General features: G+C 41.0%; 11 protein-coding genes. 6 read left to right on the forward strand and 5 right to left on the reverse strand.

Features of this window, described 5'->3' with window-relative positions; genetic code table 11:
* Window positions 1–16: 16 nt before the first annotated feature.
* The 3 genes from D0907_RS11610 to D0907_RS11620 form a co-directional block, all read right to left on the reverse strand.
* Window positions 17–1,384, reverse strand: coding sequence for an alkaline phosphatase PhoX (locus D0907_RS11610; protein WP_118844498.1), 1,368 nt, complete (start codon window positions 1,382–1,384; stop codon window positions 17–19).
* Between the two features lie 325 nt (window positions 1,385–1,709).
* Window positions 1,710–2,816, reverse strand: a complete 1,107-nt coding sequence (locus tag D0907_RS11615) for a GGDEF domain-containing protein (RefSeq protein ID WP_162898044.1) — start codon at window positions 2,814–2,816, stop codon at window positions 1,710–1,712.
* Window positions 2,817–3,332: 516 nt separating this feature from the next.
* A complete protein-coding gene (locus tag D0907_RS11620) occupies window positions 3,333–3,782 on the reverse strand; it encodes an Lrp/AsnC family transcriptional regulator (RefSeq protein ID WP_036969104.1) in 450 nt (149 codons plus the stop codon).
* Window positions 3,783–3,881: 99 nt separating this feature from the next.
* On the opposite strand from D0907_RS11620, the gene D0907_RS11625 reads away from it, so the two are divergent.
* Window positions 3,882–4,472 carry a LysE family translocator gene (locus tag D0907_RS11625; RefSeq protein ID WP_074989061.1) on the forward strand — a complete coding sequence of 197 codons (591 nt, stop codon included), beginning with the start codon at window positions 3,882–3,884 and terminating at the stop codon, window positions 4,470–4,472.
* Window positions 4,473–4,503: 31 nt separating this feature from the next.
* On the opposite strand, the gene D0907_RS11630 is transcribed toward D0907_RS11625, so the two are convergent.
* Entirely contained in the window at window positions 4,504–5,685 is a 1,182-nt protein-coding gene (locus D0907_RS11630) for a hypothetical protein (protein ID WP_118844500.1), read from the reverse strand.
* Window positions 5,686–5,718: 33 nt separating this feature from the next.
* Window positions 5,719–6,909, reverse strand: coding sequence for an ROK family transcriptional regulator (locus D0907_RS11635; RefSeq protein WP_074989007.1), 1,191 nt, complete (start codon window positions 6,907–6,909; stop codon window positions 5,719–5,721).
* Window positions 6,910–7,178: 269 nt separating this feature from the next.
* Here D0907_RS11635 and D0907_RS11640 point away from each other — a divergent pair, with 269 nt between their 5' ends.
* The 5 genes from D0907_RS11640 (at window position 7,179) to D0907_RS11660 (ending at window position 14,319) form a co-directional block, all read left to right on the forward strand.
* The gene (locus D0907_RS11640; protein WP_074989008.1) at window positions 7,179–8,279 is read left to right on the forward strand and encodes a substrate-binding domain-containing protein; all 1,101 of its coding nucleotides are present in this window, start codon (window positions 7,179–7,181) and stop codon (window positions 8,277–8,279) included.
* 8 nt (window positions 8,280–8,287) lie between these two features.
* On the forward strand, window positions 8,288–9,256 hold the full coding sequence (locus D0907_RS11645; protein ID WP_118844501.1) for an ABC transporter permease: 969 nt from the start codon (window positions 8,288–8,290) through the stop codon (window positions 9,254–9,256).
* Window positions 9,249–10,022 (forward strand): ATP-binding cassette domain-containing protein, encoded by a 774-nt coding sequence (locus D0907_RS11650; protein ID WP_118844502.1) that lies wholly within the window; start codon window positions 9,249–9,251, stop codon window positions 10,020–10,022. Before D0907_RS11645 ends, D0907_RS11650 begins: the two co-directional genes overlap by 8 nt.
* Window positions 10,023–10,034: 12 nt before the next feature.
* On the forward strand, window positions 10,035–11,633 hold the full coding sequence (locus tag D0907_RS11655) for a glycoside hydrolase family 3 protein (RefSeq protein ID WP_118844503.1): 1,599 nt from the start codon (window positions 10,035–10,037) through the stop codon (window positions 11,631–11,633).
* 109 nt (window positions 11,634–11,742) lie between these two features.
* A complete protein-coding gene (locus D0907_RS11660; protein WP_118844504.1) occupies window positions 11,743–14,319 on the forward strand; it encodes a TonB-dependent receptor in 2,577 nt (858 codons plus the stop codon).
* Window positions 14,320–14,599: the final 280 nt, after the last annotated feature.

The raw sequence follows: 14,599 nt of genomic DNA on the forward strand, positions 1-14,599 counted from the left end.
ATGAGCAGCGATTTAATCAACCACTAAACTGATGCCAAGGACCTGTTATGGCGAGTGTTTTTGTTGGTGAGTAAACATTTACAAACAAGGTACTGCCATCGGGCGAAAAACAGGCTCCAGCAAGTTCTGTTTGCGCAACCAAACGCGCAAAATTATAAACCTGTCCTTCAGGAGTCACACCACGTAAGTGATTATCAACCACATCGGTGTATTGATCTTCACAAACAATTAAATGGCCATTTGGTGACACTGTTAAGTTATCGCCAAAGTTATAGAGTGTTTTGCTGGTACTCTCAACAAACAACGATATCTTGCCAGGTTGCTCAGCTTCTTTATTAGTGCCTTCAAATTCTGATGGCTGGTATTTCATTACCTGACCAAGTTGCTTTTTACCGCCATTAGTACAACAAAAATAAAGCTCTTTATCACCCCAGTGAATGCCTTCACCTCGCGCAAATAAAGCAGCGCCTTGCTTAAAGCCACGTAAGCGTAAGTCATCTTTCGGGCTTTCTGGGTTATCTAAGTCAATCCACTCAACATCCAACTCTTGATGCAGTGGCATGGTCTTACTATGCCAGTTACGGCTATCGAACTGTGGTTTCCCTTTAACGACCATTGCTTGTAATTGGCCGCCTTTGTGCAGCTTGCCATATTCGTTAGGAATGAAACGGTAAAAAACGCTGTCACCCTTATCTTCGGTTAAATACACAATACCAGTGCGAGGGTCGACAGCGGCCGCTTCATGATTAAAGCGTCCCATGGCTTTCAATGGCTCAGGTTTAATGAGGCCTTTACTATTGGCAGGCACCTCAAAAATATAACCATGATCTTGATTGAATCCATCGGCTTTGGTGTCGGTTGTTTCTTCACAAGTCAGCCACGAGCCCCAAGGCGTAATACCACCAGAACAGTTACGAATAGTGCCCACTAACGAAAGATACTCTTGCTCTTTTTGATGGGTTTTTAAATTATAAATAATGTGGCTGGTGCCACCAGGAAGTGCGACACCTTCGCGGTTAGTATCGAAGGCGAATGGTGTTTTATGCTGTGCGATACTGGCTTCGGCTTTAGTTAAATCTGTTGGTTTTAATTCGTGGTTACGCACCAAAGCAACACGGTCATTGCCAAGGGCAAGACAGCCCATACCATCGGCTTTGTCGGGAACAGTGAAGCCATCTGACATTTTCTCACCTAAGCTCGAAATAATCTGATAACTAAAACCTGCGGGTAAATCTAATAGCGCATCAGGGTCAGGCAATAAAGGACCAAACCCTTTGATCGTTGTTTGCAAATCATTAAGCGACACTTTGCCAATGGCACTTTTTGATAACCCTAAAAAGGCTAACGTACCCGCCCCTACCAAAAATTCTCGACGTGAAACCATGCTAACTCCAAGCTGAAACCAGCTTTATCATACAAATAAAAAGAGCATTATAAAGCAAAGAAATCATAAAAAGTTACAGTATCACAATCTTCACGAAAATGTCATAAAGCACCTAATAACGACGCTTTAATCACTACGAGTTGTTGATTAGGCACAATAAAATTAAATAACGGTGATATTCCAAACGGCAAAACTAACCATTCACATAGCCAGACTAGCCATTTTATGAATGCGCTTAAAAGTCATCATCACAGTATTGTGAAAAGTTAATGTTCTCTCTAGTGGAGTGTTTCAAACTCGGAATAAGCAATTATTTTCGAGATGCTTATATTTTTGCTAAGTCGCCACAACTCGTTACTTGATTACGACCTTGATGCTTTGAACGATACAACGCATCATCTGCACGTTTTAGTACTGTTTGCCAACTTGTTTCTTGTGGGTTCAACATTGCAACTCCGACACTTACTGTCAGATACACAGTTTCATCGTCTAAAATAAGCGGTGTTTTTGCAACTGATTTTCGAATACGCTGTGCCAATAACTCAACGTCTTGGCCGCTTATGTGGCTCACTAACACAGCAAACTCTTCGCCTCCTAAGCGAAAATATTGGTCATATTCCCTGAGTTGCTGTTTAGCAATTGCGGTTACATGCGCGATAGCTTTATCGCCAAGTATATGTCCAAACTGATCGTTCACTGATTTAAAGTGGTCAATATCAAACACTATAAAGGCTAACTGGGCGTCATTGCGTATACATCGCTTTAGCTCTTTATTAGCAAATATCTCAAGCGCTTTACGGTTATACCACCCTGTTAAATGATCCGTTAAAGAATACTCTCTTAACGCGAGTTCTTTACGCCAAGTCACCACAACAGAAAATGCTATCGTCAGTAAAAAGTAAAAAGCGATAACCGCTAAACTACCTATGTTTAAAAGTTGATGCTTTTCAATCCATGGCGTATTTTCAATACCTGTCAGTAACAAATAGCCTCTAAATAACTGTTGCGCCGAGAAAATAAACAACAAAATAATGAGCAAGTAATACGCTTTGCCCGCCTCTTCTTTTCGGTGCTTCCAAAGTGCTAGCATCGCCGAAATATCAAGTGCAGCAATCATCGGATACAAAACAACAATACGCAGTTCAATTGACTCATTCATTGCTGGCACAAAATGCATAACAAAAATGCCAACAAAAACGATCAGCACACCCCCCCACATCGAACGATTATATAAGCATTTAGATACGCCACTGAAAAGCGCTGCATGCCCAGCTAAATAGCAAGCATTCGCAAAAGCAGGATGGAAAAACGAAGGAAAATCGACATTAGTCGCGAGAATACCCGATAAATTGGAAGCGAAAAATAATGCACCACACACCAGCCAATCAATTAAATAACTTTCGTTACGACTCGCAATGTACAAAGCAGCCATTGTTAACATCATTATAAAGCTAACCAGTGCCGTACAAACGAGCAATGTGTGGAGATCCATTCTTATTATTATCCCTTAATTAGAATTAGGGGGTGGATAATAAACCAACAATTAAGGCAAGTTCAATAGCCAAACTTAGAATATAATCCTCGAATTGACTATTATTTGTTCTATAGCGTAAAGATATAAAATTGAATATATTTTTCCATAACTTAAAAATAACTTGTTATTTTTACTTATAGACAAAAGCCCTCTCATAAAAACCGCCTCTATAAAAACAGCAACTTTACATTTAACACATTGAAAAAAAATGAGTTTAGAAAGTAACGCCATGCTGTATCGGCTAAACAATGCCTAACAAAACAGGGGATTTCTGGACTTTATAAGTAACCTTATTTAACAGGTACATTCTCAACGTATTGATTAAACGTATGAGCAGTCTGCTGTATTCATAGAGTGATTAACATGATTATTAAAATGCTTAAGAGTCATTTATCACTCTTTTAATCTCTCCTATTATGCTCGCTCATCTTTAGGAGACCCCATCACCACATGTGACGTAATGGTTCTTACCTGAGGAATTGAACCGAGCACATCAGCATGAAATGCTTTATATGATTTTAAATCTGCCGTTTCTACCCGCAGTAAATATTCAAACGCACCGGTCACGTTATGACACTCTTTAACTTCATCAATAAACGCGAGTGCTTGCTCAAATGCGAGCTGCGAGCTTGTTGAGTGGTCGTTTAAACCCACGCCTACATAAGCGATAAAACCTAAACCAACAGCGTGATGATTAATCACTGCGCGGTACCCCGAAATCACCCCGAGCCGCTCAAGTTCTTGAACCCTTCTTAGGCATGCCGATGGCGACAACCCCACTTTCTCTGCTAGCTCAGTATTTGCTAAACGGCCATCACGCCTTAACTCATGCAATATTCTGTCGTTAATTCTATCTTTCTTCATTTTAAATTGTGATTTCAAACTACCAAAAACAACATTAAGCGCGATAATTGCGTGCATTTCAATCTATAATTGCAACTTAACAAACAGGGAGAGACTATGATGAGTTTTGAGATGATGACAGCACTGGCGTTATTCGCCCTCGTTTCGTCAATTACCCCTGGGCCCAATAACTTAATGTTGATGAGCTCAGGTGCCAATTTTGGTTTTAAAAGGACCACACCGCATATGTTTGGGGTAACGTTAGGCTTTATGTTGATGCTCTTTTTAGTTGGCCTCGGCATTATGCAGCTGTTTGACTTATTTCCGCTAAGCTACCTCATTCTAAAAGTGTTTTGTGTTGTTTATTTGTTATATCTCGCTTATAAAATAGCCACCAGCAACGGACAACAACACACACAAAATAAAGGTAAGCCTTTTACTTTTATTCAAGCGGCCCTTTTCCAATGGGTGAACCCTAAAGCATGGGCAATGGCGCTTAGTGCGATAAGCTTATACGCTCCAAACAAAAACGTATCAGCGGTATTAATCGTCAGTGCCGTATTTGGTTTAATTAATTTACCTTGCGTGAGCTCGTGGACCTTAGTAGGCGAAAAACTACAACACTGGCTTTCAAGCCCCACTCGTTTAAAACTATTTAACTACTTAATGGCACTACTTTTAGTCGTGTCGGTCTTGTTTAGTTTGCTTTAGTAACGGGCCTTATTTAAAAATGAGACCAAGATTACAGAAATTGAAACTGTTCTACTTGTGTAAGTTTTAACTTTTCAATTTCTTTTTTAGCGTTTTTACAATGGCGACGTAACTTAGATGGCACATCTTTATTGTCAATAATGCTTTTAAGCAGTGATTGATATCGTGCAGTTTGAGCATTGGCAAAAATTTTACAATAGTAAGCGATACCATCGAGCATATTACCATCTGTAGTTTGCTTATTGAGCCATAGTTTACTGGCTAAAGCATCTAAATATTGCTCATCATAGACACCTATCCTGTCATATTTCCGACCAATACGTTGCGTATCCATTCCATCGGCTTGGTTAACCACATCAATAAACTGATAATGCTCTTGACTACTTACGTTATGAGTACGTCTAGAGTAAAACTGCTGGTCTGTCTGTGACTTAACCATTTCAACAGCCCCAATATCTTTATAATGATATAACTGTATTTCGGGGCTATTATTAAAAAAGCCTTTTTCAATTACACGGATATGATCAGGCTTTCCTAACTTTGTAACTACAGCATCGACACTCAACCCTCTCTCTAGAAAAAATAATGGGTTATCAAATGGTTGATTGGTAATTAAGATTGACTTTTTAGGTGTAGCTTGATTTTTTTCAGGCTCTGGGAATTTGACTTCCCCATCAGATAACATCGCAATTTTTGTTTTACTTTCGTCAGGGTCACCTTCAAGTACAATGGCATCTGAAACTTGCTTTCCTGACATATTTTCAATCCATACAGATGAAAAATCGGGGCTTAAATACCCTTTGACAACATAATGTTGATTAGCTTCGGGTGTAAAAAACACATCACCAGACACGATAAAATTGCTTCCCGCATTGAACATATAATTGATGGGGGCGGCATGGTGTACTTGTGCAACTAAAGTTAATGTCATTGGCTCTGTCGGTACTTCACGGCTAAATCCAACCGGAGTAAGTAGCATTCCTTGCCCATATGATGCCTGATGCGTAGCCCGAATAGAATTATTAACCTGTTTTCCATCAACTTTGCTTAAATAAAAAAACTGCCCAGAACTCGTGCTCCCCACCTTGTAAGTATCATCAAGTTTAGCCGTGTTGCCTTGGTAGTTTTTAGGGATCGGGTTGTATGTTGCTACACAGCCAACAAGTGATGAAGCCAACATAATGATGGCAAAAAAGCTTGCTATTTTTCTCATTTTTAAACCTAACTAACTATTTTAATTATTATTTTAGCTTTCAGAAGCATACACTAAATGTTGAATTTGGGAGCATTGAAGCTCAAGTGGCATGTAAAGCGTTTGCATATTCTTACGACTCAATGCGGCATGAAGTGGTAAAGTGGCTAGCCCCTTAATGGTGATGTTGGCAACATCAGGGGTTTTAATTAACCTAACAACCTCTCTGTCACCATATTGAGAGATAGAAGGTATAAAAGGCCGTAATTGCTTAATTAGTTTCTCTAATAAAATATCACTGACATCACCACCAATGATGATTGTTTGCGTATTCAAAAGAGACTCAAGCGTATGAATAGCAATGCGCAGAGGCTCGGCGGCTTGGTCTACCCACCTATCTAAATGTTTACTTACAGCTGATTGGGTAATGACTTCTTCTTGCGTTAAATCATTTAAATTAAGCATCGCTTTTAAGGATGTTATCGATGCAAAGTCGTTTAACCGTCCTAATTCGGCTGTGCTTTCATCTGTTTCTGGTGTTACAAAAATATCACCTAACGCGCCTGTTAGGCCATTTTGACCAAGCAAAATTTGCCTATCATACACCACCGCTGATTCAACTCTTGAGCCTAAGTGTACAAAAATAAAGTTGTGAAGTTGCTGTGCCTCTCCAAATAACATTTGAAAAGCAGCACACGCCGAAGCTGAGGTTTCAAGCGCCACGGGTAATTGCAACTTATTGGCTAAACGTTGCTGCCATTGCTTGTTAAATGTAAAACGATTAATCGCCGTATCATCACTGACTTCGAGTGATAACCCAACGCCTAAAATTAATGACTTATCAATATTATCGATTTGCACTAGCGTGTCGACTAAATACGCCGCTTTATCTAACAGTGCATCAGGTTCAACCAAGGTATGCAGTCGGTTTATTTGCTCACCATTTAAGTAGAAAAGTCCCACTTCTAGTTCGTTATTCAACACTCTTATCGCAATGCTATAGGCTGCTTTCTTATTTAACACGAGCATTTTAGACGGTTTTCCTGCACCTTCTGCTTTTTTAATCCCAACTTCTTCTACTAGTTTTGCCGCTAGCAGCTCTTCAACCATATTGGTGATTGTTTGCTTTGTAAGCTGAGTATTTCGCGCAATTTCCACACGCGAAACAGGGCCTTGAGTAACAATTTGCGAGAGTACAAGACGCAAATTTATCGCTTTATTTTGCTTTGCGTTAGATCCTTTCACTGTAAGCCCACCTTTTTTACATCTTTCTTCGTTTACAACGTCTTACGCAGTTTAAGCTATCGTAACAGGAAACCGAACAAAAATTAATTAGTAAAAACATTTGACATATTTATACTCATGCATAAATATGATTATAAATAAAACAACTTAGAAACGTTACTTTTACTTTAATTTCACATTACAAAACAAGCTTACCTATAAATTACAATTAGTTACAGTAGGCTATGATAATTAAGTCAAAGTACGTGCATTAAACAGGATTGTTTAACATGTCATCGACTAAAAAAAACAGCAAGCAAAGCATACTCAAATCAGCAAACCGCTACTTTTTACACGTATTATGCTCGTTATGCTTTTACAGCTTTGCTTTATCGGCACAAGATAGCCAAACAATAGACTGGTCAAAAGCAGCGAATGCCAGCGACATAGCGCTCTCTTCAGAACAAATAAAGACTATAAAAAATAAACACCTTACCGCAGCACTCGCTTGGCATGGCGCAAGCCCGTGGATCAATGCCGTTAGCCGCGGAGCAGAAGATGAGTTTAAAAAGCTTGGTATCAAAGTGATTGCACAAACCGATGCGCAATACGACCCTGCAAAACAAGTGGCTGATTTAGAGAATATTTCAACTCTAGAACCCGACCTCGTTTTATCTCTGAGCATTGATGGCATAAGCACTAAATTAAGCTATCAAAAAATACTTGCCGTCGGCGCCAGACTGGTTTTATTAAGTAACCCGATTCCAGGATTTAAACATAACCAAGACTATGTCGGTATTGTGACTGATGACATGTTTGGTATGGGAGAAGCAGCCGCAGAATTAGTCGCGCAAGCATCAAATAATGCGGGCAAAGTAGGGCTTATTTTCCATGACGCTAACTATTTTATTACCAATAATCGCGATCAGGCTTTTCGAAAGGCCTTAGCGCGCTACAGCAATATTAAAGTGATCAGCGAAAAAGGCTTCGTAAAAGAACATGAAACAAGCAATATCGCTGCAGCAATGCTCTTACAACACCCTGAAATAGATACTCTTTATGTATCATGGGATGCTGCAGCAGAAGGCGTTATTGAAACGCTACGCTCGATTGGCCGTAAAGATATAAAAGTTATTACCCATGATTTAGGGGTAAATAACCTGCTTGATATGGCGATGAATGGCAATGTATACGGCACCATTTCAGACAGACCCTACGACATTGGTAAAACCATGGCTCGCATTGCAGCTGGGGCTGAAATAGGTATTCAAGCACCTGAATTTACACTGGTCCCTTTCGACTCAGTGACCCACGAAAATATTGCCCCTATTTGGCAAAAAGCATTTAAAGCACCGCTGCCTAAATTACTTGATTTAGCATTAAAACAATAAGGAACGACATGAGCATAAATCAACTAACACTAAACCAAATAAAGGGGATCGCGTTGAAGCGAGAGTTCTTTATTTACTATATTTTTCTGACCGTGATGCTGCTATTTACCATTACGCTCCATGACAGTGGCTTCTTTAGCCTCACCAATTTCATGAATATCGTAAGACAAACAGCGCCCGTCACTATTATGGCTATTGGACTTACGTTTGCATTAGCCGTTGGGCATATTGACTTGTCAATTGGTGCCGTTGTTGCACTTTCGGCGTTAGTCGGCGCGATTTTGCTACAGCATGTAGGCATTCCTCTTGCTGTTGTTGGCGCCTTGAGCGTGGGACTCATTGTGGGCCTTATTAACGGCTTACTAATCGAGCGCTTGCAAGTGTCTTCATTGCTTATCACCTTAGGTACAATGGGCGTAATTACAGGCGTTGCACGACAAATTACTAATTTAGAATCTGTGCCAATTATCGACCAAACTTTCACTGCTTTTTTTGGAGCGGGCGAGCTTTTTGGTGTGCCTTCCTTACTTATTTGGACTGTTGTGGTAGCAGCAATTGCCTACATTGTTTTAACAAAGCTTGCTTTTGGCCGTCACTTACTCGCCGTGGGAGGCAGTCCAAAAGCAGCCCTCGCCATGGGCATTAAAGTGACACGCATTAGACTTTATGCATTAGTTATTTCTTCTTTAGCAGCGGCGCTTGCAGGCTTGTTGTATGCCGGTCGTTTACATGGTGCACGCTACACACTCGGCGAAGCAGACTTATTAACTGTGATTGCGGCTGTTGCCATTGGTGGAACCAGTCTTTTTGGTGGTCGCGCTTGCATTATTGGCGCAATTTTAGGCTCGTGGTTAATGGGTATGATCAATAACGGGTTAATCCTTTCTGGTTTTTCCACCAATGAACAAATGATTGCGCGCGGTGTAATTTTAGTGATTGCCGTTGCTATTGGCGTCAAGGAGTTAAAAAATGGTTAGAACAGCACTCGACCAAGTGGCCTTAGAAGTCCGAAATATACAAAAAAGTTTTGGCGGTGTTCACGCACTTCAAGGGGTTAACTTTACCATTAACAAAGGCGAAGTTGTTGGCTTACTCGGCGACAATGGCGCTGGGAAATCAACCTTAGTTCGCTGTGTTTCAGGCATTCATAGCCCAGACGAAGGCGAAATAATCGTGAATGGTCAAGCGGTCAATATTGACTCCCCTTTAGATGCACGCAATGTTGGGATCGAAACAGTTTTTCAAGACCTCGCCATGGTGCCAGAGTTCAACATTACAGAAAATTTATTTCTGAACCGTGAAATAAAACACAAAAACCCTATTCTTCGTCGACTAGGCTGGCTTGATAAAAAAGCCATGGAGAAAAAAGCCAAAAAAGCATTAAACCGACTTAATAGCCGTATTCCTAGCTTTGAAGAACAGATTTACCGTTTATCGGGCGGACAGCGCCAAGCTGTGGCCATTGCCCGCGCTGTAAACTGGGGAGCCGATATCGTTATTATGGACGAACCAACAGCCGCTTTAGGTGTTGAGCAAAGTGCCCAAGTCAATGAGCTTATCAACCTTATCAGCTCTCAAGGCGTTGCCGTATTATTGATCAGCCATAATATGCAGCATGTCGTAGAAACATGTGACAGAGCGGTTGTACTTTACCAAGGTAGATCGGTTGCCGATGTTGCTGTATCCGAGGTAAGCAAAGAAGACTTAGTTAGCCTCATCACAGGCGCTAAAACAGCAGCATAAGGAAGTATAATCATGAGCATAGAAAAAAAAGTAGCCCAATTAATCGACACCTTGCCCTTAGCCGAAAAAGTGGGTCAACTGTTCTTACTCGCTTTTGCAGGTAATGATTACGAATACGCAAAAGCATTAGTCAAATACTACCATGTGGGTGGTTTTTATATCACAGATGACAACGCTGCCAATCCTAAAGAGGCAACGAATTTGGCGACTATGCTACAACAGGAAGCCGCTTTAAGAGCATGTGATGTCCCTTTATTACTCGCAGTAGATCAAGAAGGCGCTTGGGGAATACTCACACACCATACCGATTTAGGTCCCGGTAATCTGGCGCTGGGCCAAGCAAATGATCGCGCACTTACCGCAGACATGTACCAAGTTTATGGTGAGCAAATGCAGCAAATTGGTTACAACACCCTGCTTTCGCCTTGTGCTGATGTCAACGCAAACCCTAATAACCCGATTATTGGCTTACGTGCTTTTGGTGAAGAAACGGTTGGAGTTGCCCATCATGTCAGCGCTGCAGTCGAGGGAGCAAATAAGTCGGGAAACCTGTGTTGTGCAAAACATTTTCCTGGTCATGGTGATACACAGAGTGATTCACATCAAACCCTCCCCATTGTAGATAAATCTTTTACCGCACTCATGCAACAAGATTTAGTTCCGTTTAAAGCCGCTATTGAGCAAGGCGTAGGGCTTATTATGACAAGCCACATTTGCTATCCGCAAATAGACCCTAAAAACCCCGCAACTCTATCGAAGATCATATTGCAGGACATTTTACAAAAACAATTGGGTTTTAAAGGGCTAATTATTACCGACAGCATGAATATGTGGTCAATGAGGCATAATTATGAGCCTGCCGAAGCCGCTATTAAAGCGCTTGAAGCAGGTGCTCATATTGTCATGTTAAGTGAGGAGCATTACGAAAACAGCACAACCCCCTACAAAGAAATTCAAGCGGCGACTATTCTAGGGGTTATCGACGCTGTAAAAAATAACGTTCTGGATGAAAAAGTCATTAATGACCGGCTTCAACAGGTACTCGTGTTCAAATATAGGCACTTTGCAGATTCGCCGACGCCAACGAACAGTCTGCTTAATAAAGCCTCTGACATTGCAAAACTTGCAGCAGAGAAAGCCATAAAAGTATTGAGAAATGAACAAGGACTTTGGCCACTCAACACTCGTCCATTTACCTTAGCATTTGCTGCAAACCCGAAAGGTTACGAAAAAATAACTAACGATAGAGGCATAGGCCCCAATGATCCTTTATCGGCTCAACATGTCATTGTAAGTACGCTACAACAACGCAATACGCCCCACACACTGCTTAGCTATCAGCAACTGTTAGCGGCTCTTAACAACGACGACTTCGAACTCAACAGCCCCCTTGTGCTAGTAACCGAAGATTACCCTTTGCCCGGTGAGTCATTTGATGTTTCTGAGCAACAAAAAATACTCAAAAAGGCAATCGATAAATGGCCCGATCAGCTTATCGTTATTGCCATGCGCTCTGACTACGAACTCGAAAACCACCCGCAGTTAAAAACGTATATTTGCGCCTACTCAAGCAGAGCGATTAGTGCAGAAGTTATAGCAAAGCTGTTATAGAGCGTTCATAAAACAACCAAATTAAACTTGACAATTAGTCAAAATGATTTAATAAATAATTAGTAAATCAATTTTATTAATTATAACGATAACAAAAAAGGATAACCTAATGAAAACAACCGCTGCTTTAAAAACCCATTATTTAACGCTATGCATAATGACAGCGCTATCAAGCGTATCGCTGTCAACTTATGCTCAGCAAAGTGAATCACAGGCACAAGAAAACAAGGAAATGGAGACCATTGAAGTGCGTGGTATTCGTCGCAGCCTGACCGAAGCATTAAACACTAAGCGCTTTGCAGATTCTGTTGTTGATTCTATTTCAGCTGAAGATATTGGCAAATTCCCAGACAAAAATATCGGTGATGCCATGCAACGTATCCCTGGTGTGACTGTCGTACGTACATTTGGCGAAGTAGCGGGTGTAACCGTACGTGGCACAGCACCAGAACAAAGCATGGTATTACTGAATGGCCAAAATGTTGCCAGTGTCGGTTGGTTTGATTTAGGTGGAATGAATCGAAGTTTTAATTTTGAAATGCTGGCAGCAGAACAAATTTCTGGAATGGATTTATACAAATCAGCCGAGGCCGATATCAACGAAGGCGCAATGGGAGGCACAGTTAACCTCAGAACAAGAAAACCACTTAACTTAGAAAGTGGCACCGTTTACGCTTCTGTTGAAAACAGCTATCACGCCAATGCTAAAACATGGTCACCCGCTTACTCAGGCCTTGTAAGTTGGAAAAACGACGATGAAAACTTTGGTGTTTTAGTTGCCTACTCTAATGAAGAGTCAAAAGTATACCGCGAAACGCTATCAAACTTTGGTCCCGCTGGTAACACCACATTTGTCGATACAAATGGTGTAGAGCGCCAATCATATGGTGCAATGTCATCCATTTTATTTGATGAAGACAGAGAGCGAAGCAGCTCACAAATCACGCTACAATACGCACCTAGCGACGCCTTAAGCATGGATTTAAACTACAACTTATTTGAACTTGAAAATAGCCATGTAAACTCAGCACAATTTGCTATTGTCGGCTTTGGGCAAATGCAAGGTGACTCTGTTGTTGTCAATGATCAAGGTATTGTCACAGCTGCAACATCACTTGCGTCGGGTCCTGGGCTTGCTCCCCTTTTCAATAATACCGTATTACGAACACCCAAAATGCAAACCGATGCACTGAATTTTTCGGTTAATTACAATGCAGACACATGGTCAGCAGACTTTGTAGTTGGTCGCTCTAATGCCGAAGGCCGTACTTTACAGTCAAGTACGTGGTGGGGTGATATTACCGACACTGCAAACTCAAGCTTTAGTTTTGACGTTGCAGGACCTTTGGAGTTAATTCCAACAAACCCTGATTATATGAGCGATCACAGTAACTTTGCGCTATTTCAAGAGTTCACATTTATTAACTACAAACGCGATAATACGATTGATTACGCCCAAGCTGATTTTACTTTCCAGCTCGAGTCAGGCTTGTTTACATCGATACAAGCAGGCTTGAAAGTGCAAGAGCAAGTTTTTTCATCACAAGGTGATTTCCAAGATTTAGATGTCGCTGCAGCTCAAGCAGATAACTTAACCCTCGCCGATTTCAATGGTGGCTTTGTATCAGGCTTACACAGTGCTGAAGGTCGTGCAGGCAGTTTGTCAGCATTCCCTGTTGCAAGCACCGCAATATGGGATTACGCACACAAAAATAAGCCTTCTGAAATCACCGTAAAAGATGCTTTTTCGATTGAAGAAGATATCACTGCTGCCTACGTGAAAAGTAATTTTTCGGGTGAAGGCTTTAGAGGTAACATCGGCTTACGCTATGTCGACACTGATATTCTCTCAACCGGCAGCATTAATGGCGAGCCAGATAAAATCAACAAAAGTTACAGTAACTACTTACCAAGCTTTAACTTAGCTATTGATTTATCTGAAGAGATGATTTTTCGTTTCGCCGCAGGTTCTGCAATTTCACGCCCTGATTATGACGATATGAAAGTGGCAGATATCATCTCAGAAAGCTTTCAAACAGCCAATGTCGGCAGCCCCGAGCTTGACCCCTATAAGTCAGACCAATATGACATGGGTATAGAGTGGTATTTCAGCCCATCATCTATTATCGGTGCTACATTCTTTATTAAGAACATTAGCGACTACATTGAGCAAACCACCGTTAAAGAAAACTACCCTGGTTGCGGTCCTGAATGTCTTGTAACACGTTCAAGAAACGTCGGTACAGCCGATGTACGAGGCCTTGAATTACAATACCAACAAGACTTTGATAATGGCTTTGGTATTCAAGCAAACTACACCTATACAGACAGCAGCCGCACAAATTCAGCGGGCGAAGAAGTTCCTATTGAAGAAGTATCACAAAACTCATTTAACCTATCTGGTTACTATGAAAATGAAATTTTCAGTGCACGACTAGCCTATAACTACCGCGATGACTGGGTTCGCCAGTATAACGGAAGTAGTTTAGACAGCATGAACGACCCGTATGATCAATTAGATGCATCGATTGTTTGGCATGCGACTGATTATCTAGATATCACCCTTGAGGCAGCTAACTTATTGAACGAAGCCCTCGTCTTACGCCAACCAAAAGCAGGCAACATTGTGCACAGCGTAGATGAATTTGGCACCCGTTACTTTGTTGGTGCAAGTATACGATTCTAGACACCTAATTATGCATATTTTTGCATAATTGTAAGCAGCCATCGGCTGCTTGCACAACAGATAAGGCTTACGTTTTTCCTTATCTAGCTCTTTTAGCTAACACAGAGCTCCATGCTCTACCATAAGGCAAGTTGCCCAGCTTGCCTTACTTTCACATCTCCCAAAAAAAGCCCCAACACATTAGTAAAAACATTTGACTTATTTTAAAGGTACAACTACTTTTAATCTCAAGGTGAATAAACTGTTAACAAAAAACACCTTAAACCCAAATATATGGATA

Source organism: Pseudoalteromonas lipolytica (genome assembly GCF_003515105.1).
In the GTDB taxonomy this organism is placed as follows: Bacteria; Pseudomonadota; Gammaproteobacteria; order Enterobacterales; family Alteromonadaceae; genus Pseudoalteromonas; species Pseudoalteromonas lipolytica.

Excerpts from the sequence above, each read along its gene's own strand:
- D0907_RS11610 (WP_118844498.1), bottom strand. The coding sequence starts at position 1,384 with ATGGTTTCACGTCGAGAATTTTTGGTAGGGGCGGGTACGTTAGCCTTT.
- D0907_RS11615 (WP_162898044.1), bottom strand. The coding sequence starts at position 2,816 with ATGGCTGCTTTGTACATTGCGAGTCGTAACGAAAGTTATTTAATTGAT.
- D0907_RS11620 (WP_036969104.1), bottom strand. The coding sequence starts at position 3,782 with ATGAAGAAAGATAGAATTAACGACAGAATATTGCATGAGTTAAGGCGT.
- D0907_RS11625 (WP_074989061.1), top strand. The coding sequence starts at position 3,882 with ATGAGTTTTGAGATGATGACAGCACTGGCGTTATTCGCCCTCGTTTCG.
- D0907_RS11630 (WP_118844500.1), bottom strand. The coding sequence starts at position 5,685 with ATGAGAAAAATAGCAAGCTTTTTTGCCATCATTATGTTGGCTTCATCA.
- D0907_RS11640 (WP_074989008.1), top strand. The coding sequence starts at position 7,179 with ATGTCATCGACTAAAAAAAACAGCAAGCAAAGCATACTCAAATCAGCA.
- D0907_RS11645 (WP_118844501.1), top strand. The coding sequence starts at position 8,288 with ATGAGCATAAATCAACTAACACTAAACCAAATAAAGGGGATCGCGTTG.
- D0907_RS11650 (WP_118844502.1), top strand. The coding sequence starts at position 9,249 with ATGGTTAGAACAGCACTCGACCAAGTGGCCTTAGAAGTCCGAAATATA.
- D0907_RS11655 (WP_118844503.1), top strand. The coding sequence starts at position 10,035 with ATGAGCATAGAAAAAAAAGTAGCCCAATTAATCGACACCTTGCCCTTA.
- D0907_RS11660 (WP_118844504.1), top strand. The coding sequence starts at position 11,743 with ATGAAAACAACCGCTGCTTTAAAAACCCATTATTTAACGCTATGCATA.